Origin of the sequence: Exiguobacterium sp. s6 (assembly GCF_018618155.1) — a bacterium.
Taxonomy (GTDB): Bacteria; Bacillota; Bacilli; order Exiguobacteriales; family Exiguobacteriaceae; genus Exiguobacterium; species Exiguobacterium mexicanum_A.
In genome coordinates, this window is the sequence record NZ_JACSLN010000001.1 from 605997 (window position 1) to 628682 (window position 22686).

The 22686-nt window shown below is 50.9% G+C and carries 23 protein-coding genes; 15 read left to right on the top strand and 8 right to left on the bottom strand.

Annotation, left to right across the window (positions count from 1 at the left end; all coding sequences use genetic code 11):
* The first annotated feature begins 5 nt into the window (after positions 1–5).
* The 5 genes from KNP75_RS03160 to KNP75_RS03180 all read left to right on the top strand — a co-directional run bounded on the left by KNP75_RS03160 (position 6) and on the right by KNP75_RS03180 (position 3693).
* The gene (locus tag KNP75_RS03160) at positions 6–1136 is read left to right on the top strand and encodes a Fic family protein (RefSeq protein ID WP_215189834.1); all 1131 of its coding nucleotides are present in this window, start codon (positions 6–8) and stop codon (positions 1134–1136) included.
* 47 nt (positions 1137–1183) lie between these two features.
* Positions 1184–1834, top strand: coding sequence for an SIMPL domain-containing protein (locus KNP75_RS03165; protein WP_214753953.1), 651 nt, complete (start codon positions 1184–1186; stop codon positions 1832–1834).
* Complete coding sequence (locus tag KNP75_RS03170) at positions 1831–2253, top strand: hypothetical protein (RefSeq protein ID WP_215189835.1); 423 nt, start codon at positions 1831–1833, stop codon at positions 2251–2253. Before KNP75_RS03165 ends, KNP75_RS03170 begins: the two co-directional genes overlap by 4 nt.
* Entirely contained in the window at positions 2250–3149 is a 900-nt protein-coding gene (locus tag KNP75_RS03175; RefSeq protein ID WP_215189836.1) for an SWIM zinc finger family protein, read from the top strand. Before KNP75_RS03170 ends, KNP75_RS03175 begins: the two co-directional genes overlap by 4 nt.
* A gap of 73 nt (positions 3150–3222) precedes the next feature.
* Positions 3223–3693, top strand: a complete 471-nt coding sequence (locus KNP75_RS03180) for a flavodoxin family protein (RefSeq protein WP_214753947.1) — start codon at positions 3223–3225, stop codon at positions 3691–3693.
* A gap of 155 nt (positions 3694–3848) precedes the next feature.
* On the opposite strand, the gene KNP75_RS03185 is transcribed toward KNP75_RS03180, so the two are convergent.
* Entirely contained in the window at positions 3849–4949 is a 1101-nt protein-coding gene (locus tag KNP75_RS03185; protein WP_353049018.1) for a type I restriction endonuclease, read from the bottom strand.
* Between the two features lie 152 nt (positions 4950–5101).
* On the opposite strand from KNP75_RS03185, the gene KNP75_RS03190 reads away from it, so the two are divergent.
* From KNP75_RS03190 to KNP75_RS03210, 5 genes are all read left to right on the top strand, one after another.
* The gene (locus tag KNP75_RS03190; protein WP_215189837.1) at positions 5102–5503 is read left to right on the top strand and encodes a hypothetical protein; all 402 of its coding nucleotides are present in this window, start codon (positions 5102–5104) and stop codon (positions 5501–5503) included.
* An 88-nt stretch (positions 5504–5591) separates the two neighbouring features.
* Positions 5592–6704, top strand: coding sequence for a M14 family metallopeptidase (locus tag KNP75_RS03195; protein WP_215189838.1), 1113 nt, complete (start codon positions 5592–5594; stop codon positions 6702–6704).
* 86 nt (positions 6705–6790) lie between these two features.
* The gene (locus tag KNP75_RS03200) at positions 6791–7591 is read left to right on the top strand and encodes an alpha/beta fold hydrolase (RefSeq protein WP_215189839.1); all 801 of its coding nucleotides are present in this window, start codon (positions 6791–6793) and stop codon (positions 7589–7591) included.
* Positions 7592–7997: 406 nt separating this feature from the next.
* Positions 7998–8426 (top strand): CBS domain-containing protein, encoded by a 429-nt coding sequence (locus KNP75_RS03205; protein WP_021066516.1) that lies wholly within the window; start codon positions 7998–8000, stop codon positions 8424–8426.
* A 69-nt stretch (positions 8427–8495) separates the two neighbouring features.
* Positions 8496–8891: a DUF2251 domain-containing protein gene (locus KNP75_RS03210; protein WP_215189840.1), complete on the top strand. Its 396-nt coding sequence runs from the start codon at positions 8496–8498 to the stop codon at positions 8889–8891.
* Positions 8892–9036: 145 nt separating this feature from the next.
* Here KNP75_RS03210 and KNP75_RS03215 read toward each other — a convergent pair whose 3' ends face one another.
* Together KNP75_RS03215 and KNP75_RS03220 are read right to left on the bottom strand one after the other, a co-directional pair.
* Complete coding sequence (locus KNP75_RS03215; RefSeq protein ID WP_215189841.1) at positions 9037–9984, bottom strand: LLM class oxidoreductase; 948 nt, start codon at positions 9982–9984, stop codon at positions 9037–9039.
* Positions 9985–9994: 10 nt separating this feature from the next.
* The gene (locus tag KNP75_RS03220; RefSeq protein WP_215190386.1) at positions 9995–11143 is read right to left on the bottom strand and encodes an MFS transporter; all 1149 of its coding nucleotides are present in this window, start codon (positions 11141–11143) and stop codon (positions 9995–9997) included.
* Between the two features lie 310 nt (positions 11144–11453).
* Between KNP75_RS03220 and KNP75_RS03225 the strand changes: the two genes are divergently transcribed.
* The gene (locus tag KNP75_RS03225; RefSeq protein WP_200881502.1) at positions 11454–11783 is read left to right on the top strand and encodes a winged helix-turn-helix transcriptional regulator; all 330 of its coding nucleotides are present in this window, start codon (positions 11454–11456) and stop codon (positions 11781–11783) included.
* Positions 11784–11833: 50 nt separating this feature from the next.
* On the opposite strand, the gene xylE is transcribed toward KNP75_RS03225, so the two are convergent.
* Entirely contained in the window at positions 11834–13249 is a 1416-nt protein-coding gene (xylE, locus tag KNP75_RS03230) for a D-xylose transporter XylE (RefSeq protein WP_215190387.1), read from the bottom strand.
* 268 nt (positions 13250–13517) lie between these two features.
* Here xylE and KNP75_RS03235 point away from each other — a divergent pair, with 268 nt between their 5' ends.
* Positions 13518–14630 (top strand): ROK family transcriptional regulator, encoded by a 1113-nt coding sequence (locus KNP75_RS03235; RefSeq protein WP_215190388.1) that lies wholly within the window; start codon positions 13518–13520, stop codon positions 14628–14630.
* A gap of 35 nt (positions 14631–14665) precedes the next feature.
* Here KNP75_RS03235 and KNP75_RS03240 read toward each other — a convergent pair whose 3' ends face one another.
* The 3 genes from KNP75_RS03240 to xylA all read right to left on the bottom strand — a co-directional run bounded on the left by KNP75_RS03240 (position 14666) and on the right by xylA (position 18568).
* Positions 14666–15652 carry an aldose epimerase family protein gene (locus KNP75_RS03240; protein ID WP_215189842.1) on the bottom strand — a complete coding sequence of 329 codons (987 nt, stop codon included), beginning with the start codon at positions 15650–15652 and terminating at the stop codon, positions 14666–14668.
* A 7-nt stretch (positions 15653–15659) separates the two neighbouring features.
* Entirely contained in the window at positions 15660–17159 is a 1500-nt protein-coding gene (gene xylB / locus KNP75_RS03245) for a xylulokinase (protein WP_215189843.1), read from the bottom strand.
* A gap of 65 nt (positions 17160–17224) precedes the next feature.
* Entirely contained in the window at positions 17225–18568 is a 1344-nt protein-coding gene (gene xylA, locus KNP75_RS03250) for a xylose isomerase (RefSeq protein WP_034778691.1), read from the bottom strand.
* A 183-nt stretch (positions 18569–18751) separates the two neighbouring features.
* Between xylA and KNP75_RS03255 the strand changes: the two genes are divergently transcribed.
* Complete coding sequence (locus tag KNP75_RS03255; RefSeq protein WP_034778690.1) at positions 18752–19255, top strand: cupin domain-containing protein; 504 nt, start codon at positions 18752–18754, stop codon at positions 19253–19255.
* Positions 19252–20142 (top strand): aldo/keto reductase, encoded by an 891-nt coding sequence (locus KNP75_RS03260; RefSeq protein ID WP_285800833.1) that lies wholly within the window; start codon positions 19252–19254, stop codon positions 20140–20142. The genes KNP75_RS03255 and KNP75_RS03260 overlap by 4 nt, the downstream gene beginning before the upstream one ends.
* 106 nt (positions 20143–20248) lie before the next feature.
* On the opposite strand, the gene KNP75_RS03265 is transcribed toward KNP75_RS03260, so the two are convergent.
* Positions 20249–21943 (bottom strand): M3 family oligoendopeptidase, encoded by a 1695-nt coding sequence (locus KNP75_RS03265; protein WP_215189844.1) that lies wholly within the window; start codon positions 21941–21943, stop codon positions 20249–20251.
* A 206-nt stretch (positions 21944–22149) separates the two neighbouring features.
* Here KNP75_RS03265 and KNP75_RS03270 point away from each other — a divergent pair, with 206 nt between their 5' ends.
* Positions 22150–22650 carry a PTS sugar transporter subunit IIA gene (locus tag KNP75_RS03270; RefSeq protein ID WP_021066526.1) on the top strand — a complete coding sequence of 167 codons (501 nt, stop codon included), beginning with the start codon at positions 22150–22152 and terminating at the stop codon, positions 22648–22650.
* The last annotated feature ends 36 nt before the right edge of the window (positions 22651–22686 follow it).

The following is a 22686-nucleotide window of genomic DNA, read 5'->3' on the forward strand; positions in this document are numbered from 1 at the left end:
GTGTCATGGCGATACAAGGATTAACCAAATTACCTGTCAAAATAGAAATCACACAAGCCATCAAATTACTTGAACGTCTGGCGCATGTGAATACGCTACTTGGAAAACTCGATGTTGAATTGACGCATTCGAAAGCAAGTAAGCAATTAATGCAACTCTTATCGCTTCAAGAATCCGTTGAATCAACGAAAATCGAAGGATCACAAGTGACGTTCACGGATATGATGGAGTCTTCGCTGAAGAAAAGTGACGATTCCGATATTATCAAAATTCAGAACTATATGAGGGCCTTGCAGTTTGGGTATGAATCTGTCGAAAATGGTTATCCGGTGACGACACGATTGATCAAGCAGTTACATGAGATTTTGATGAAAGGAAGTCGAGGCGAAGTCAGTTCATCCGGTGAGTTCCGTAAAATTCAAAATTTTATCGGGCCGACAAATCGATTAGAAGATGCTTCTTATATTCCGGTAGAGGCTCATTTGATTAACGAATACATGGAGAACTTAGAAAAATTTATCAATACTGATTCTTACGGACGATTGCTACCGCAGAACCACTTAAAGTCAGACGGATATGTCATTAATGAACAAGCGGCTCCACTTCTTAAAACAGGAATTATGCATGCTCAATTTGAATCCATCCATCCATTTTTGGACGGGAACGGGCGTTTAGGGCGGATTCTAATTGTGCTTTATCTCCTGCAGCAAAAAGTGATTACGCACCCCATCTTTTTTGTGAGTGAAGAACTTGAGAAAGAAAAAGCCCGCTACTACGATTTGCTCAACGGTGTTCGTGGAGACCAGTCGGATTGGGGGAAATGGTTACTGTTTTTCGTTGATGCTTCAGAACGAATGGCGACAAAGTTGTTGGATCAATTGAATAAAGCCAATCGCTTGCTGTCAGAAGGTGAACAGCTAATTGAAAACGAAGCGGAACGTAAACTATGGATTACGAGCTTTGAACAACCAATCTTGACGGTGGCGAAAGGTGTCGAAATGACAGGCTATTCACCGAACACGGTTCGAAAAGCACTTCATCAACTTGTGGAAAAAGAACTTTTATACGCTTCGAACACAGAGCGGAGAAATCGTAAATATCGAAATTATGCGTTATTGCGCATTTTCGTGAACTAAAAGCAGTGTGCCGTTTTTAAATCGCCAACAATGAAGGAGGAAATCATATGGACCGCACCATCACTGTCAAAGGCACAGGGAAAGTATCGGCCAAGCCTGATTTGATTGTCGTGAGAATGGATTTGTCGTCAAGAGCCGTCCGCTATGAGGAGACGATGAACGGGGCGGCACTCGCCGTCACACGTCTGCAAAAAGCGATTGAGCAGGCTGGCTTCGCGAAAACGGATTTAAAGACGACCGACTTCTCGATCGACACCGACTATGAGAGCTACCGCGACAAACAAGGTAACTACAAGTCTCGTTTCCGGGGTTACGTCTGTCAGCAGAAGACGAAACTCGAATTTTCGCTCGATACGAAACAATTGTCAGCGGTCATCGAACATGTCAGCAACTCGCTAGCCGAGCCGAAGCTGTCCATCTCGTTCACGATCAAGGATGCGGACACAATCCAAGACGAACTGCTCGCGAGCGCGGCGGCGAACGCGCGTCATCGGGCCGAACTGTTGGCGAAAGGGGCCGGGGCGACGCTCGGTGACTTGCTTCAAATCGACTACACGTGGGGTGAGCTTCATCTTTATTCGCCGACGCGTCTCACGCTCCATGACGAGGTGCTCTTCTCGGAGGCGGCGATGCCGGAACTTGAGCCGGACGAGATCGACTTGAGCGACTCGGCGACGTTCGTGTGGGCGATTCGATGAGGCGTATCATCGGATTGTTGCTGCTGTTCCTATCGGTTTCAATGTCAGCCCAATCCTTATCTTGGGCGTATGCGTTCGTCGTGTTGGACGGACGGGTGTATGAAGTGATGGACGTCGCGGTATTGGAGGCTGACTTGGGTGACGTCGTCGGCGAGGTGAAGACGTTGGCGGACGATATGGATGGCAGCTTCTACGGTGACGCCTCGAACATGTATCCGATTGGGACAACGTATCGGAAAGTGAAAGGGGAAGTGATGGAGGACGTGCTCGCGGTCGAGGATGGGTTTGGGTGGAAGCGGGCCGAGTATCGGCATGACGCTCCGTTCAGCATACGTGACCATTTGGATAAGATAGCATACGCTGCCGTAGGGATTGGGGCCGCATTGTTCATTTTCATTAGAGTGAGGAAACGACAATGAATTTATATGATTTTGTAGACCATATACCAAATCGCATATTGGATCGTGGCTATGAATATTGGCTCGATGGTCGGGTCGTCGTGGAGTCAGAACGAGAATCGACATATCATCTTACAGCGGAAGGGTCGGAAACATACGAACTCCTCATCACGTTATCAGGTATTGATATTGTCGATTCGTCTTGCGATTGTCCATATACGAAAGGGCACTGTAAACACGAGGTCGCCGCCTACTTTTTGTTGCGGGAAAAGGTGGCAGTACCTTCGAACCGTAATGTGCGACAGCAGCTCCAAAAGTTAACGAAACAACAACTTGTCAATCTCCTTGTGGGATTGGCAAATGATCCGGAACTGTATCCACGAATCGCGCGTTCGTTTGATACAAATCATAAGTCGTTCACTCAAGTCATCAAGGAAATGCGACGTCGATTCAGTGATAGATTCCCCATGTTCGAACTTGATTATAGCTCGTTGTCGAGCTTCCAGTCGTTCGTTGATGCACGAGTTAGTGATGTGCTTATTGTTCAAGATCATGAGATAAGGTTGAAACAAGGCATCGCATTGATGCTCGGAATGTCAGACTATGACTTTGAAGAATTAAGCGAAATGAGTCTGGAGACGGCAAATGAACTCGATCCGGCTATCTGTTCTGCTATTAACATGTTATCGAATGATGTGGTGTATCTCGAACTATTAGATCTCTTGAAATCGGTAGATACATGGAACTGGGCAGATTTACATCTAGAAATTCTGAAATCACTCACGTTTGAGATGAAGGACGGGTTGGATGTGTTGCGCACATATATCGAGACGTACCGTGAGACCGAGGCGGATGACCATGAAGTCGAGGAGTTAGAGGTGCTTTTGAGGATTATTGAGAAAAGAAGTGATTCATGATGAACGCTTCACCATTAAGGGAATAGTTCTGTGTAGATAACAGAGGCCGTTCATTTATGGGAGGGGAAATCGCATGAAAATCCTCATCATCTTTGACTCGATGTACGGGTGTACCGAAAAAGTCGCATATGCCATCAAGGACGGATTCAGCGACTTACACCGCGTCGACATCATGCAGATCAGCCACGTCGGATACGGCGACCTCGCCAACCTTGATTTGTTCATCGTTGGTTCGCCGACTCACGGAGGGCGCGAGACCGAGGATGTGAAGACGTTTCTCGATGGCTTGTCGGACCATGCGCTGCGTGGTACGCGAGCTGCAGCCTTCGATACGAGTATGGCCGAAGAAGATCAAGGCTTTTTCGTCGGGAAAATCGTCAAATGGTTCGGTCACGCCTCGACCCGCATGGAGCAGTTATTGCTCGAAAAAGGAGCGGAACCGGTGCTGAAAGAATCGTTCATCGTCCTTGATAAAGAAGGACCGCTCAAAGACGGAGAGCTCGAGCGGGCGACCGAATGGGCCCGTCACTTGATGGACAAATAATCTGGCGTCTTCCTTACGGGACGCGTCTTTTTTGACGCATAATTGTCCGAAGCGTTCGCAAAACGGGTAAATAAACAATGAGGAAAATTTATGTTCCAAATGACTATTTCGACAAAAAAACGGAGCAATTGAAATGCTCCGCATGATATAACTATTTAATTTGTGCTTGCGATATCTTGCACGATTTGTCTTAACCGATCTGTAAATTGCTCAATTTCATAGACGTGGTTAATTTTGTAACGAACAGTAGGCTCGTCTCGGAATGTAATATATTTATTTGTTAAAGAATTTAAATGCAGACGACACACCCACTTTCTATTACTATCGTCTATCAGTATATTGAAGTAACTGGCGTTATCGCGATAATAAATGCGGTCTTTATCAATTACTGAACCTAAAAGAACTTTTACTGTAGCGTATCCTTCTATTTCTTCCTGTGTCGTTTCGATAATTGGTTGCGAAGGTACATCTATCACTTCTTCAATTGCTTCTGGTTCAATTGGAACTTCTTGATTTGCTGGTGTTTGAGCTGAGGCATTGGTTTCTCCAGAAATTACATGTTTAATACGTTCATTCATATTCTCATTTATAAATTGATTAAATGCTTTCGCAACAATCGGTCTAAATTTATCTACTACGGTTTGAGTTTTCATTCCTTGGTAGCATTCCTGTATTAAAAGTCGGATCAGTTCGTCGCTAGGAGACTGTGAAAGTGTTTTTAGTTGCTCTTTAATTGCACTTAAATATTTCAATTCTTCAGCCGTCGAAAGAATTGTATTTACATTGAACTCTTGTTTTTTAAATTTATAAAGTTCTTTAATTTCATTGTCTTTGATGTTCGACAGAGTGATTTCAAAAAAGGGTACAGTATCCATCACATTTGGTGTTTCTAAGTCTGTGTAAAAACGATACATGTCACCGTTTGTCAAAATTGCAAATTTAGCTTGTGTTGTTCCGTAATAGCGGAATAGTTGGGAATCATGTTTAGTCAAAGGCTCCCGAATAGATTTTGCTTCAATCAGGATGGTTGGTTGTCCTTCTTCCATGATTGCATAATCTACTTTTTCGCCTTTCTTGATACCGACATCAGCTATGTATTCAGGGGTAAACTCAGCCGGGTTGAATACATCGTATCCTAGAGTCTGAAAGAAAGGCATAATTAATGCAGTTTTCGTGGCTTCTTCGGTTGAGATTGAATTTCTAAGTTGTTGAATACGCTGTGAAACCATACGAATGTCAGAGGAAAACTTTTCCACTATAACAACCTCCATTTTTTTCATTTATAATCTAATATTAACCTTTAGATTATTGTAAGTAAATTTTTGTAATTAATATTTTTCTTATTCTTTATCGTTTACTGGTGAATTATTTGGTTGTTCTTTGTTTAGTGATAAAGGAGTGAGTGACGATGAAAAAATGGGAACGTGACGTCCTCATGGGTTGGATTGTCGTCTTGTTGGTGCTCGTCGCGCATTATGTCATCACGGTATCGCTCGGCAACACGTATTTTGCCGAATCGACGCTCAATCGGATGCTTTGGTTCAGTAGCTTCCCGGCCTTTTTGATCGCCTTTCTTGCGGCCCTCTTCCAAAAAACGAACACGCTCACGCTCGCTGTTCGTCGTAGTGTCATTTGGACGGCCGAACTCGTCGTCGGCTTCTCGCTCGTCGCCTGGTTTTTCCGGGCGTTCGAGATGTTGTTTGTGAGCCCGGGCGCGTATTGGGTGTTCGGCGCCGTTCTGCTCGCTCCGCTCGTCTACTTGTTCGAGTTCCGGCGTCAAAACCGTGGGACGAAAGCCGGGGCCCACTAAATTTAGAAAACGTCTCCGCCATGGAGGCGTTTTTAGTCTGGTCTGGAATGGGAATGGGGTACAGAAGACAAGAATGGAGGGAATCACCATGAGTCATTATTTTTCATCATCATACGAAGAGTCGCGTGAGAAGTTTCTCGCCTTACTCGACAACGTTAAAACCTATTATCCGACGGCCCGCGTGATGTCCCACTCGATCGGCGAGGACACGATCGACTTGATCATCGGTGAGCCGGCGGGGTCACGCGAGGCGGTGCTCCTCATGACAATCGGCGAGCACGGCATCGAAGGGTATGCCGGTGCCGCTGTGACGCATCAGTTCGTCGAGACGCAACTCGAAAACCTTCGGCACGAGTCGACAGGGATCTGTCTCATCCATGCGGTCAATCCGTGGGGGATGAAGCACTTCCGCCGCGTCAATGAACATAACGTCGACTTGAACCGGAACTACGTCATCGACCGGGAATCACTCCCGCGTAACGTCAATAAAGAGTATGAAGTCATGCGGCACTTGTTCGTCCCGGATGGCGTCATCGATGACTACCATGAATCGCGCGAACATATCTACTCGTTCCTCGGTTCTGGTATCAAGCTCGACGGCTTCGAGGCGATGACCGAGGCGAAAGGGATGGGACAATATCAGTTCCCGAAAGGCGTCTATTATGGCGGTGAGTCGGATGAGCCGTCCGCCATCTTTTTGAAGGAGATTCAACATGACCTGCTCGATCGCTATGACCGCGTCGTCCACATGGATTGGCATACGGCGCTCGGTCCGACGAACGAAGTGACGATGGTCATTAGTGAGCGCGACGGGCGTGACGTCGACGAGTTGAAGCGGACTTACGGGTTGAAGAACATCCAGACGTATGACCCGACCGATGTCCTCGGGGACTCGACGAACCACTTCTACTATGTGCGCGACACGCATCACCCGGACAAACGGCTCGTCTCGGCGTTGTTCGAGTTCGGGACATTCGGGACGTCGACGAAAGCGACGATTCGCGAGTTCTTGACAATCATCCTCGAGAACCGGCTCTACTTTGAAGGGACGAAAGACCCCGAAGCACGGAATGGGATTCGAAAAGAGTTCATGGCGATGTTTTATCCGGAAGACGAGTCGTGGCGGACGTCCGTATTACGCGAAGGAGCGGCGGCGATTGAGCATGTCTTGAAAGGCGAATCGCTCTGGCGCGACAGTTGATAGGTTTCCACTTCGGTCAAACGGGAAAAGTTGGGTTGTGGGCAAACAAGCATGCCGCTCAACAATCCAACTGGGGGTTTTGACCAATGGGGAATTATATTACCGCACATGACGGAACGAGTATTTACGTGGAAGACGTCGGGACAGGCGATGCCGTCGTCTTCTTGCACGGCTGGCCGGCAAACAACAACATGTTCGAGTATCAAAAGAATGCATTGCTCGAAGCAGGCTATCGCTATGTCGGGATCGACTATCGTGGCTACGGCAAGTCGGATGCACCGGCGACAGGTTATGACTATGCGACGATGGCGTCGGACGTGCACATGGTCGTTGACGGGCTTGGCATCAAAGATTTCACGCTCGTCGGCTTCTCGATGGGCGGGGCCATCGCCATCCGCTATGCCGTCGATTTCCCGGATGACGGGTTGAAGAAACTCGTCCTCTCAGGCGCAGCGGCACCAGTGTTCACGCAACGTCCGGACTATCCGTACGGGATGACGCAAGCCGAGGTCGACGCGTTGATTGAGGATACGCTGAAAGACCGTCCAAAGATGCTCGAAGGGTTCGGTGAGATTTTCTTCGAGAAAGAACATTCGAAACCGATGCAAAACTGGTTCCATCATCTGTCGCTCGTCGCGTCGAGCCACGGGACGATCGCTTCGGCGAAAGCGCTCCGTGATGAGGATCTGCGCGAGGACTTACCGAAAGTCACCGTCGAGACGCTCATCATCCATGGCGTACATGACAAGATTTGTCCGTTCGAGTTCGCGCTCGAGATGGAAAAAGGCATCCCGAACTCTCGTATCGAGCGGTTCGAGGAGAGCGGTCACGGTACCGTCCTCGACGAGATGGACAAGTTCAACAAGACGTTGCTCGGATTTATTTGACTGTGTGCCAAGCCTAGGAAGATTCCTAGGCTTTTTTTTGATGGTCATCTGTAGCATGTTTGTTACGGATTTTGAGGCTAGAACGACTTGTACACGGGTATAGCTAAAATGAAGCACTTTGTTCGAGTTGAGATTGAACAAGTTTGCTGTATGTCGAGGTTTTGACATAGAGCCGTTGGTGTTCGTCACACGGTCAAGGATGGCTATGGAAAAGCCGCTCGGGACCGTGCTTGTTTTTGTGTTCTCACACAATTCGAATAGCTCGTCTGGAAACGCTTCACAAGAAAAAAGAAATAAGCCTCCTTTTGCTAGAGCGGATGACATTTAGATGGTCAATTTGTGCTGACTAGACCTTAATACATGGTACAATGGAGAGGTGGATTTTTAGATTGAGGAGAGATTGTACATGAATATCGCTTTCTTTTTATATCCGAAAGAAGACGTCAAATATTTAGACCCGGAATCGACGGTGCGTCAAGCGCTCGAGAAGATGAAGCATCACCGCTTCACCTCGGTGCCGCTCGTATCCGAGAACGGCTTTTACGCCGGGACGATGACAGAAGGGGATTTGCTCTGGGCACTCGCCGAACAGCTTCGCGGGGAAGAAGACTACGAAAAAGTGCTCCGGACACGCCTGAAAGACATCAAGCAACGCGTACGGTATAAGCCGGTCGCCATCACGGCGCAAATCGAGGAGCTCGTCGATGCGATCACCGATCAAAACTTCGTGCCGGTCGTCGATGACGGGAAGTATTTCATCGGTATCATCCGGCGCCGCGACATCATCGAATATTACTCGACGAAGTTGCAACAGCTCGAGAATAAAGTGAACTAAACTTGAAAGCCAAGTCGCCATGACTTGGCTTTCCTATCGTTCACGTAAAAATGGAAAGGGGAACTGAACATGAATGAAGAAGAAACGTTTGTGATTGAGTCGGTCTCGCCAAATGAACGCTACGTCTGTGTATTTGAGGATGATGGGGATACGGGGTACGTTTATTTTTGTCCATTGAATTCTTCAGGGGAGATGGAAGGCGTCGCGGACGCGCTTTGGATTTACGACCAAATCGCACCACCGATTGAAGCGTGTGAAGAAGTCGGATTTGCCTGGGACGACGATTCATCTAAAGTCGCATTCATCGTGGATGGAGAATGCTGGGGGATGTTGGACCTGAACACGAAACGAAAACTCACCGCACCGCGTGAGCATAACGCCATCGTCTCGCTCCCGATTGAACTATGGGAAGAAGGCATTCCGATGTCGACGGGAGAGCCTTTACAAATGAGTGTAGCGAACTGACAAGTAGAAAAATAGTGACATAGATGCGAGTGAACACGGAGGATGGTAGATGAAACTAGCATCTACAGATGCGTAAAAGAATCATTCCCTGTCACGTAAAAGGACGACTTCCACAATGGAAAGTCGTCTTTTTGATGTGCTTGTGTTACAAGAGCGGTGGGAAATGGGGGAGCACATATTCCCCAAGCTCCTCGATGACCTCGTCGGCCGGACGTTGCCCGTCGAACAAGGCGAAGAACAGATGATTGACGCCGATGGCCCGATACGCCTCGAGCAGTTTGATCAATTGATTGCGACCGACACGGAAGCCGAGCCGGATCGGAGTCGGAAGCTCGTCCGGGTCATGCGCCAAATCGAGATGCATCGGCATCGAGAACGGACGGAACCCTTTTCCATGCGTCTGACCTGACTCGCGCCAATCGCTCAGCACTTGCTGTTGGGCGAATGGGGCCTGCGGATAATACATCCACCCGTCCCCGTGTTGCCCGAGCCAGTCCATGTCCTGCTGCGCGAACCCGGTGATCATCGTCGGGATGCGTTTTTTCGGACGGGGCACGAGCGTCGCCTCATGGACCTCACCGTACGACGAATCGATGGTCGGATAGTTGTGGTAGAGTGCCTGCTCCATGACACGGAGCGACTCTTTGAACTGCTCGCCCCGTGTCGCATGGTCGACCCCGAGTCCTTTGAAGTCGGCTCGACGGTCACCGGACGAGATGCCGAGAATCAAACGTTCTGGGAACAACGCTTCAATCGTCGCGACTTCTTTCGCCGAACGGAGCGGGTGCCGGAGCGGCAAGACGAGGGCGGACGTGCCGAGGGCGATGCGTTTCGTCTGACCGAGCAAGTGTGTCCCATAGATGAGCATGTCGTAAATCTGTCCGACGGCCGGGTCTAGGAAGTTCGGGTCTTTCAGCAAGACGTCTCGGAGCCAGAGCGCCGTGAAGCCATAGTCGTCTGCTCGTTGGGCGAGCTCGACTTGACGTTCGAGCGTCGGGGTGCGCATCTTGAAATTTTCTAACGGGATGTGGAGGCCGAGCGTGAGCTCGCCCTCCCGATACATCCGATTGTAGCTGACATGATTGTTGAACATGGCGTCCTCCTTAGTTCGCTTCCAAACGACGTGAGACGGCGGTCAAGATGACAGCGATGATGACCATGATGCCACCGACCCAAGGCGTATGCACGAGACCGATCGAGTCCGCGACAATCCCACCGATGGTCGCACCGAGCGCGATACCGATATTGAAGGCGGCGATGTTGAGCGCCGACGCGACATCGACCGCGGCTGGTACATACTTCTCTGCCAACTGCACGATATATAGTTGAAGGCCAGGTACGTTCATGAAGGCGAGCAGTCCCATCAAGACGATGGCGATGAGTCCCGCGACTTTGAACGGGATCATGAACGACATGACGATCATGACAGCGGCGTGGACGATGAACATATAGAACAACGCCTTGGCCGGGTCTTCATTGGCAAATTTTCCGCCTGCCCAGTTGCCGATGGCGACGGCGATCCCGTAGACGAGTAGGACGATACTAATCAAGCTCGGACTGATGTTCGTCACGTCCTGCATGATTGGCGTCAAGTACGTGAAGGCGACGAACGTTCCGCCGTAACCGAGTGCGGTGATCAAGAAGCCGAGCATGATTCGGCCGTTCGTGAGCAATTTCTTCATATCGGAGAACTTCGCTGGTGGTGACTGTTTCAAATCTTTCGGAATCAAGAAGAAGCTGGCGATGATCGATACGATCCCGAGTGCGGCGACGGCGAAGAACGTGGCGCGCCATCCGAACGCTTGACCGATGAACGTGCCGAGCGGGACGCCGGTCACGGTCGCGACCGTCAAGCCGGTGAACATGAGTGCGATGGCACTCGCTTTTTTATGCGGTGGCACGAGCTGTACGGCGATCGTCGCCCCGATGGAGAAGAAGACACCGTGTGCGAACGCGGTGATAAATCGGGCAGCAATCAGCAGTTCAAAACTGGTCGATAAGGCGGAGACCAAATTTCCGCCGATAAAGACGACCATGAGTGCCATGAGTAACGTCTTGCGATTCATCCGGTTCGTGAGTGCCGTCAAGATCGGCGCACCGACGGCGACGCCGATGGCATAACCGGAGATGATAAGACCGGCGAGCGTGATGCCAATATTCAAGTCGCTGGCGATGGATGCGAGCAGGCCGACCGGGACGAACTCGGTCGTCCCGATGCCGAATGCGCTGATGGCGAGGGCGAGCAAGGCCAGCCCTCCGTTTTTCGGTGCCTGTTCGTCGACAGGATGGGCGTACGGTTGATTCCTAAGTAATTCCTCCTAAAGAATGTTTGTTGAGATGAGGGCCCTTCATCTCGAGGCAGCTCGAGCATCTCAATCTTCTTTATTGTCCAGTACGGTCGAAAAAGACCCTTACTGTCTCAAGAAGCAGTTACTGGTGAGATGAACTTGTATAACTGAGCTACAGTTGCTATCATAAGTCCATCGAATTTAATTGGGAAGTACGCACTTTCAAGTACGATAGGCACCGAAAAGTACCTATCCCGGTCCATAAGGAGGAATCATCATGCCATACAACATCCCGGTCGAGGCGACGCTCGACGTCATCGGCGGCAAGTGGAAAGTCGTCATCATGTGTCATCTCATCAAAGGGGAACGGCGGACGAGCGAATTGAAAAAGCTCATGCCGAACATCACGCAAAAAATGCTCACGCAACAGTTGCGCGAGCTCGAGGCGGACGGTGTCATCATTCGCACGGTGTATGAACAAGTCCCACCGAAAGTCGTCTATTCCCTGTCCGACTACGGCTGGTCGCTCCAACCGATTTTGGATGCGATGTGTGCCTGGGGAGAAGGGCATATTGAACAGACCGGGGAAGACGTCATTTCCTAAATCAGAAAAGACAGCGGCTCTTCAATGAGAGAACCGCTGTCTTTTTATCGTTATGAGGCGGATACGTCTTTTGAGACAGCTTGTTTGCTGCTCCATAACGTCTCCATCTCTTCGAGCGTTTTTCCTTTCGTCTCCGGTACGAGCTTCCAGACGAACAAGGCGGACAATACGCTCATCACCCCGTAAAATCCGTATGTCATCGTACCACTAAATTCCATCATCATCGGATAGGTCGATGAAATGAAGTAGTTGGCGGTCCATTGAGCGGCGACGGCGATTGCGACCGCTTGCCCTCGAATTTTATTTGGGAAGATTTCCGAAATGAGTACCCAACAAATCGGTCCCCATGACATCATGAATGAGGCTGTGTAGATGATGATGAAGATGAGTGTACCGATTCCGATTGCATTCGTGTAGGCCATCGAAGCGACACCGAACATCCCGATTGCCATGCCGACCGAACCGATGATGAGCAGTGGTTTTCGACCGACTTTATCGACAAACAAGATGGCGACGATGGTGAAGACGACGTTGACGAGCCCCATGACGACGGTCTGCATCATGGAAGCGTCTTTAGCGGCACCCATACTTTCAAAGATTCGTGGGGCATAGTACAATGCGACGTTGATGCCGACAAATTGTTGGAACACCGATAAGAGAATCCCGATGGTGATGACCAGTTTTCCGTAAGTGAACAGCTTGGCTGAAGAATGACTGACAGACGATTTGATGTCTTGCATGATCGCTTCGGCACGTTCTTTGCCATTGATTCGACTGAGGATGTGGAGTGCTTTTTCTTCCTCGCCTTGGAGCGCCAAATACCGTGGTGTTTCCGGAACAATTAATAAGAGAGAACCGAAAAGGAGGGCCGGGATGGCTTCAGAGGCAAACATATACCGCCAACCGATGTCATCGATCCAGGCGACCGTTTGCCCACTTGTGATCGACCAGTTGACGAAGTAGACGACGAGCATCCCGAGGATGATGGCAAATTGGTTTAGTGACACGAGCCGTCCTCGAATCGCAGCTGGCGCGACCTCACTGATATACATCGGCGTGATGGCCGAGGCAAGTCCGACGCCGATTCCGCCGATGATGCGATACAAGTTGAACGTAAGTAGAAGGGCAATCGTCGGTTCGCCTTTCGTAAAGAAGAGGACTTCGGGATAAGCCGATCCCAGTGCGGACAAGAAGAAAAGAGTGGCCGCGAAAATCAATGATTTTTTACGACCAAATCGGCTTGCGAATATACCGGAGATGATCCCCCCGATGATACAACCGATCAATGCCGAGGAAGTGGTCGCCCCGTGTACGAGCGAACTTAAATTCAGCCCGTCAATAAAATACTTCTCCAATGATTTCTCTGCGCCTGAGATGACAGCAGTATCATAACCGAACAACAAGCCACCTAATGTCGCGACGAGTGTGATGGTCATGAGGTATAGCGTGTTCTGATTTTGTTTCATCACGTTTTGCCCTCCTTGGAATTGGTAACGCTTACAATATCAAGTTAAAAAATAAGTTAGTTTGTTTGACGGATAAACTAACTATCCTTATCATACAAAATGAGGCTCGAATTCTCAACTATATTTTTGCAGTTTTTGTATAATGAATTTGAGAGTAAACGGAATGGAACGAAAGTTAAACGATGGATGAGACATCACTTCGTATAAAGGGGAGACAAAGTCATTGGCAAAATTAGATGTGACCGCTGATCAACAGCTTGTGAAAAAAATGAATAAAACCGTATTGTTGAATGAAATTATTCGTAGTTACCCAATTTCACGCGCAAAACTGTCAGAAGTGACGGGGTTGAACAAATCGACGGTATCTGCGCAAATTGGCGCTCTATTGAACGAAGAACTCATCTTTGAAATCGGACAAGGCGATTCGAGCGGGGGGCGTCGCCCGGTCATGCTCGTGTTCAACCAGCAGGCAGGATTCACGATCGGAGTCGATTTAGGCGTGAAAGCGATCAATGCGGTATTGACCGATTTAAAAGGCAACGTTGTGGAGTCGTTGACGACCGAGTGGGCCGAGGCGGACCAGGAGGCAGAACCGAAAGTGAGAGCTGCCATCGATGTGTTGCTTGGTAAGATGCCGTCCTCTCCATATGGGCTCATTGGAATCGGCGTCTCGGTGCCTGGACTCATTAATCGCGAGCAACAAGTCATTTTTGTCCCGAACCTCCGTCCTGACGTGACGAGTTTGAAGCAAGATTTAGAGAATCGTTATGATGTACCCGTCAATTTAGAGAACGAGGCCAATGCGGGGGCTTACGGAGAACGACGGTTCGGGGCCGGGAAAGACCATGAGGAGATGGTATTCGTCAGTCTCGGGACCGGTGTCGGTACGGGCATCATCTTGCATGGGGAACTGTATCGAGGCGAGGACGGGTTCGCTGGCGAGTTCGGGCATATGTCCATTGAATACAATGGACCAAAATGTACGTGTGGCAACCGAGGGTGTTGGGAGTTGTATGCCTCGGAAAAAGTACTATGGGACAAGTATTTGCCGGGGCACACGGTCGAGACGCTCCAACGAAGTTTACAGGCCAATGAGGCATCGGTGTTGAATGAACTACAAAAATGGTGCTTTTACGTCGGGGTCGGGTTGAATACGGTACTGAACGTCTATAATCCGAAAGTGATCATCATTCAAAGTCGGGTCATCGAATCGCATCCGATGGTCCTCAACATGATTCGCACGGCCATCTCATCACGCGTGTATGCGCAAGCCGATCATTCGTTCGAGCTCATCCCGTCGAAATTGAGCGACCACGCTTCAGCGATCGGGATGGCCTCGCTTGCCATCGAGCAGTTTTTACAGCGTCGAATGATGCAATGACGAATAGCCCGTCACCTTCAGGTGGCGGGCTATTGTTATGGGGCAAACGTCCACGTCGTCTCGGAGACGTATGTCTCGGCGGGACGTAACACACTACGAGGGTCCAGCAGGTTCGGTGCTTGTTGCGTCTCTAAACAAAGGCCGGTCCGTCTCAGCTCGTTCGGAAGCATATTACCCGAATAGAAGACGACACACGGCTCGGTCGTATGGACGGAAAGCCTGCGACCGGAAGCATGACGAAGTTCGATTTGAGGACGTTCCGTCTGGGGCAGGCAAAACGGGTGATCGAAGCCTCCGGCGAGGTCAAGTTGCGCATCTGTATCGTTTAGACCATCTTCGATTCGTTTCGCCTCTCTAAAATCGAATGCCCGGGAGGTCATGACGGACTTCACGCGGCGCGGAATAAGGGTCTCGTCTAGTTCATAGAACGAGTCACTCATAAGCTGAAGCGTATGGTCAGAAATCGGAAGGGACGTCCCTGATAAATTGAAGTATGTGTGATTCGTCATGTTCATGACGGTCGGTGCGTCGGTCTTCGCCTCATAGCGAATCGCCACGGTGTGGGGAGTAATCGTGTATTCGACCGACACGTCAATATTCCCAGGATATCCGTGATGGCCATGAGGAAACGACCGTTCAAATCGAATGGTCACGCCATCATCCGTCCGTTCGATGGATGGGTTCCAGACCACCTTATGGAAGTGATCACCGTGAAGGTGGTTGGGACCGTCGTTCAAAGGCAGTTGAACGGTCTGGTCGTCGAGTGTGAACTGACCGTTCTGTATCCTTCCGGCCACCCGTCCGACCACGCAACCTAGATAATAATCGTGACGGACGTAATCCTCAAGCGAATCAAGCGCCAATACGACGTTCTTCATGTTCCCCAGTTGATCGGGGACGGCAATTTCCGTGATGGTACACCCATAATCGATACAAGAAAAGCTGAACGAGTCTGTCGATACGCGGTGACGCGAGACGGGGATACCGTCCACGGTCCCATAATGGTCGGATGTATAGTTCATCGTCGTCTCACTTTCTCCGAAATGCGGACAGGCCATGAGAGAGCTGTTTCGTGGCCGGATAGACTTGTTGGTAGAGTGCGAATAAAGCGTGGTAGCGTGAGACGTTTTCTGGAATCGGTTCGTATCGCTTCGCCTCCTGAATGAACGCCTCACTGCAGTCCTCGAGACTGTCAAACCACCCACAGCCGTACGCAGCCAACATGGCGGCACCGAGCGCACAGCCTTGCTCGTTGGAAAGCTTGATGATGGTAGCGTCGAAGATGTCTGCCTGCATTTGCAGCCACGCCTCGTTTTTGGCGCCCCCTCCAATCGAAACGATCGACGTGATCACTTTCCCTTCCGCACGGAACAGCTCGAGTGACTCTTTTAAGGAGAACGTGATTCCTTCTAGCACGGCCCGTGAAAAATCCGCCAACCGATGGGTGGAGTCCATTCCGATAAAGCTTCCTCGCACCATGGCATCCGCATAAGGGGTCCGTTCGCCGACGAGATAAGGAGTGAACAACAACCCGTTCGCCCCGATCGGTACGTCTTTCACTTCGGCGAGCAACGTCTCGAATGATTGGTCCGGTGCGAACGTATCCTTGAACCACGATAAACTGTGTCCTGCTGCCAAGGTGACACCCATCGTATAATAGGCACCTGGCTTAGCATGATTGAAATAATGGACTTTCCCTTTAAAATCGAGCCGGGCGGTTGGTTCATAGGCCAAGACGACACCCGATGTGCCGATGCTGCACATCGTTTGTTGATCGTTCAAAATACCGGCCCCGATGGCACCACAGGCATTGTCCGCACCTCCGGCGAACACGCTGACGCTCGAAGAAAGGCCGGTGCGCGTCGCGTAGTAAGAGCTGAGCGTCCCGATTTGATCAGACGACTCGACGAGTGGGGGACAGAGGGATTTCGGCACACCGACCCGTTCACAGATTTCGTCGCTCCATTCCTTTTTAGCGATATCGAGGAGAAGCGTTCCGGCTGCATCGGAATAATCCATGTGCAGTTGACCTGTCAACGCATAGCGGACATAGTCTTTCGGGAGCAGGAAGACGGCTGCTTGACGGAACAAGTCAGGCTCATGCCGCTTCACCCATAGTAGTTTCGGGAGCGTGAATCCCTCGAGCGCAGGGTTTTTAGTGAGGTCGAGGAGTAGCGGTCCGAGTCGATCCTTGATCTCCTCACATTCAGCGGTCGTTCGCGTATCGTTCCAAAGAATCGCATTGCGAAGCAACTGATGTTGCGCATCGAGTAAGACGAGCCCATGCATTTGTCCCGAGAAGCTGATGCCTTCGATGTCTTCAGGACGTCCTTCGAACTGTTGAACGAGCTCGGTCAAGGCGTTGACCGTCTGTTCGACCCAGGCCGACGGATCTTGTTCGCTGTAGCCTTCTCGTTCTTGGATGAGGGGGTAGGCGCGACTCGCTTCCCCGCAAAGTTGCCCGTTTTGGTCGACGAGGATGGCTTTGACCGCACTCGTCCCTAAATCGATTCCGATGACGTATTTCATTAGGTTCATCCTTTCCGGTTTTGATTTAAAAGCCCAGACCCCATCATGGAGTCTGGGCTTCGCGATTAAGGGCGTTGTACATCCAACAAGTATTGGTTGAGGATGTGACGGAGCTGTTCTTGACGTCCCGATTTATTTTGGATGTCAGTAAGCGTGAACGCATGGGCTTCAAGTTTGTGGAAGTCGGTTTGACCGGAGACGATGTCTTTTCCGATTCCCTCATTGTAGCTTGCGTAGCGATCTTGGATGACGTTTTCGAACACACGGTCATCAATCAAGCGTTGAGCGACTTTCGCACCGACGGCGAAGCTGTCCATGCCTGCGATGTGGGCATAGAACAAGTCCTCAGGTTCGAATGAACCGCGGCGGACTTTCGCATCGAAGTTGAGCCCACCGCTTCCGAGCCCACCATTCAACAAAATCTCATACATGGCGAGCGTCGTTGAATAGAGGTCGGTCGGGAATTCATCCGTATCCCAGCCCAGGAGCGGGTCACCTTGGTTCGCGTCGACGGATCCGAGCATCCCATTCACGCGGGCGACGCGAAGCTCATGTTCGAACGTGTGTCCGGCGAGCGTCGCATGGTTGGCTTCGATGTTGAATTTGAAGCGGTCCGCCAAGTCATATTTCTGTAAGAAGGCGAGACCCGTCGCCACGTCGAAGTCGTATTGGTGTTTCGTCGGCTCTTTTGGTTTCGGTTCGATCAAGAACTGGGCATCAAAGCCGATCTCTTTGGCATAGCTATCGGCCATGTGGAAGAAGCGGGCCAAGTTATCAAGCTCAAGTCCCATATCGGTGTTGAGCAACGTTTCATACCCTTCACGACCTCCCCAGAACACATAGTTCTCGGCCCCGAGCTCTTTCCCGACTTCGAGTCCTTTTTTCACTTTAGCTGCTGCGTATGCGTACACATCTGCATTCGGCGCAGTCGCGGCTCCATGAATCCAGCGTGGATGTGAGAACATGTTCGCTGTGTTCCAAAGTAATTTTGTCTTACTTGTTTTCATATATTCTTTCATCATCGAGACGATGACGTCGATGTTTCGGTTTGTCTCAGCGAGCGTGCTTCCTTCAGGAGCGATATCGAAATCATGGAAGCAGAAGTAAGGCACGTTCAACTTGTCAAAGAACTCGAACGCCGCTTCGACACGGGCTTTGGCGAGGTCCATTCCTGAAAGGCGGTCGTACGGTCGGATCATCGTGGCTTTGCCGAACGGGTCGGTTCCATCGGCTGTGAACGTATGCCAATACGAGACGGCGAAACGGAGCAGCTCTTCCATCGACTTCCCACCAATTTGTTCCTCTGGGTTGTAGTGTTTGAAGGCGAATGGGTTTGTAGAAGAAGTACCTTCAAATTTGATTTGTCCGACACCTTGATAGTATTCCTTTTTCGTTTGAGTTTGTGACATGCGATTCATCCTCCTCATTTCTGTAATCGTTTTCAGGAATAGAATACATCAAACTTTTTAGTTTGTCTATCGAACAAACTAAGTTTTTTGTAATTATCTTTTTGAACTTTTTAACCGTGAGTTGGCTCACAGGTTAATCGGGCGTCAACTCGGGTACAAAGACAGAGACAAGGAGGGAACAATATGGATGTGTTGACATATCGATTTGAAGACGACGGCTCGATCCCGAACAATCCGGATTTCCCGGTGTTGTTGTATCGCGGCGTGTTCGATGAGACGGACGGGATGCAGGCGACGTTCGAACATAACGGTTGGGGGAACAGCTGGGTGAACGGGGTGTTCGATTATCACCATTACCATAGCAACACGCATGAAGTGCTCGGCGTGAAGTCGGGCCGGGCGACCGTCCAACTTGGCGGTGCGACCGGGGACCTCGTCTCGCTTCAAGCAGGAGACGTCTTGATTTTGCCGGCCGGGACGGGACATCGCCGTCTCGAGGCGAGTGAAGACTTCGCCATCGTCGGAGCCTATCCGGAAGGACGCGATTATGACACGTTGACAGGGAAACCGGAAGAGCGGCCGGACAGTGTGCAACGGATCGAACGAGTCGACAAACCGGCGACCGATCCCGTCTTTGGGACGACCGGGCCGTTACATGAACAATGGACGAAGGAGGAGATGGCATGAACCGCATTCCACATACATTAATTTTGGCGACACTGAAACAACACGTGGCTGAACTGCCAGACGGGCGTGAAATGAGGGCCCTCGGGCAAGGCACATGGCGCATGGGAGAAGACGAATCGAAACGGGATGCCGAGATCGAGGCACTCCGGACGGGACTCGACTGCGGGTTGCACGTCATCGATACGGCGGAGATGTACGGAGAAGGGAAATCGGAGTCGCTCGTCGGTGAAGCGATCCAAGACCGGCGGGAAGACGTGTTCCTCGTCTCGAAAGTGTATCCGCATAACGCCGGGGGCGACAAACTCGTCCAAGCTTGTAACGCGACGCTCGAACGGCTTGGTACGGACTACCTCGACTTATATCTCCTGCATTGGCGCGGGAACATCCCGCTCGAGGAGACGGTCGACGGGCTCGAACAGTTGAAGGCGGACGGTAAGATCCGAGCGTGGGGTGTCTCGAACTTTGATGTCGACGACATGAAAGAACTGCTCGCCTTGCCGAAGGGGAAACATTGCGCGGTCAACCAAGTGCTCTATCACCTAGGCAGCCGCGGCGTCGAATACGACTTGTTGCCATTTTTACAGGAGCAAGGAATCCCGATGATGGCTTACGCCCCGCTCGCGGAAGGCAGCGACGTGAAAGAGAAAGTCTTCAACGACGAGACGGTGAACCGGATCGCCGAGGCGTACAGTGCGACACCGGCCCAAATCTTGCTTGCGTGGACGGTGCGGAGCGGAAACGTCATCGCCATCCCGAAAGCGGGGCAGAAAGCGCACGTCGAAGAGAACGGCGCGGCGTTGCTCCTCAACTTGACCGAGGATGACTTCAATGCGCTTGACGAGGCGTTCCCGCCACCGAGCCAAAAAGAACCATTAGATGTGATTTGAAGACACAGGTGGGCTCACGGGCTCACCTGTTTTTGCGTCTTGATGTGGAAGTACACTTAGATCTAGAACGAGAAAACCCACTCACGCTGACGTGAGTGGGTTCGTTTTAGTTCGCAAGCGGATGCTTCAATAGGTAGTCTTCAATCTGTCCGACCGTCTGTTTCAACACGCCGTCCTCGAACGGCGACTTGAGACCGGCCAATTCGACGAGCTCGAGGAACGAGCGGCTGCCGCCGGCTTGGCAGAGCGTGAGATAATCGCTCCACGCCGCCTCACGGTCCTCATGCATGCGCACCCAGAACTGGAAGGCGCACACTTGTGCGAGCGTGTAGTCGATATAGTAGAACGGGCTCTGGAAGATGTGTCCTTGTTGGTGCCACCAAGCGCCTGACTCGAGGTAGTCATTCGTCTCATAGTCACGGTGCGGCAAGTACACCTTCTCAAGGTCACGCCATGCCTGGCGACGCTCAGCGACCGTCATGTCAGGGTTGCGGTAGACGACGTGCTGGAACTCGTCGACGAGGACGCCGTACGGGAGGAACGTGATGCTTCCTGCCAAATGATTGAACTTGTATTTGTCGACTTGGTCGCCGAAGAACAGTTCCATCCATGGCCAGCAGAAGAACTCCATCGACATCGAGTGGATCTCACACGCCTCGTAGGTCGGGAACGCGTATTCCGGCGTCGTCAAATGACGGCTCTCGTACACTTGGAAGGCGTGACCGACCTCGTGCGTGAGCACGTCGATATCGCCGGCCGTTCCGTTGAAGTTCGAGAAGATGAACGGCAGACTTTCCGACGGGAGGTACGTGCAGTAACCGCCGCCGGCCTTGCCCGGTTTCGCCGTCAAGTCGAGGGCGCCGCGCTGTTGCATGAATTGGAAGAACTCGTCCGTCTCTTTTGAGAGTTCACGATACATCGTGTTCCCGCCTTCGATGATGAACGCCTCGTCGCCCTGTGGCGTCGCGTTGCCGTCTGGGAAGACGAACGACTCGTCGTAGTACGTGAGCGAATCGACATCGATCCGTTTCGCCTGCTTCTCTTTTAACGTCGTCGCGAGCGGGACGATGACGTCGCGTACTTGTTTGCGGAAGTTGTCGACGTTCGACTCGTCATAGCCGACACGTTGCATCCGGGCGTAACCGAGCTCGACGAACGACGGGAAGCCGAGCGCGTGCGCGATGTCGGTCCGGACGCGTACGAGTTCGCCGTAGATGCGGTCGAGTTCGTCCCCGTTGTCGGCCAGATATGTATAACGGGCCTCGGACGCCGCTTTTCGCACCGAACGGTCAGGGGACTGAAGATACGGGCCGAACTGGGACAAGTTGAGCGTCTTGCCGTCGAATTCGATTTGGGCAGCCGACATGACTTTCTGATAGGCGGTCGCCAATCGGTTCTCTTCCTGCAGTTTCGGGATGAGCGACTCCTCGAACGTCTTGAGCGCGCGCTCGGCGAGTTCGAACAACTGGCTGCCCCATTCCTGTTCGAGTTGGCTCCGCAGGTCGTGCTCGGTCAAGACGCGATAATACGCCTGGACCTCTTTCTCGTACACCGGCAAGGCATCGTCAAAAAATGTCTGCTCGGCCTCGTAGAACGCATCACGCGTATCGATCGAGTGGCGGATTGCGACGAGTTGACTTTGCGTCTCGAACGCGTTCCGTTCCTGGTTGATTTGGCGAATCAATTCGTTCGCCTCTTCGAGTGTGCTCGCTTGTTGCAATTCGACTGAATAGTCCGACAATCGGCTGTTCAAAGCGTCCAAGTCGGGCCGTTCATATGACAATTTTGTGAAAGTCGTCATTGTAAGCGCCTCCATCATGTGAAATTTTTATAAAGTGTAAAAAGGGCTTGCAAAAGCGATTGCACACTCGTATTCTTACGATGTGTAAACGAATTCGCACTACCTTATTACAACTATACCGTTTATAGGGTAGGGATTGAAGAGGAAGCTTTTCGGGTATAAAAGCTAAGACTTTGATTAACAGAACATGTTGGAGGGATTAAGCTATGGGATTCTTTAAAAAACTATTTGGTGGTAAAGAAGAACAACTTAACGCGGTTTCACCGCTTACAGGGAAGGTCATTGACATCACGAACGTTCCTGACCAAGTGTTCTCGCAAAAAATGATGGGTGACGGCATCGCCGTCGAACCGACAGACGGCAAAGTCGTCTCGCCGGTCAACGGTACAATCGCGACTGTCTTCCCGACAAAACACGCGATTGGGATCAACGCTGACAATGGTGCCGAGTACTTGATTCACATCGGTCTCGACACGGTCAATCTTAAAGGTGAAGGCTTCGAAACGCACGTGACAGAAGGTCAAGCCGTCAAAGCTGGCGACACACTCGTCACGTTCGACCTCGACTTCATCAAAGCGAACGCGCCGTCGACGATCACACCGGTGATCATCACGAACCACGACAGCTTCGGCGTGAACAAACTCGTTGCTGAAGGCGACACGGTCACAGCCGGTTCTACAGAAGTCGTCGAATTGACGAAAAAATAAGTTGAACATTTTACTCGGAGGCGTATGCTTCCGAGT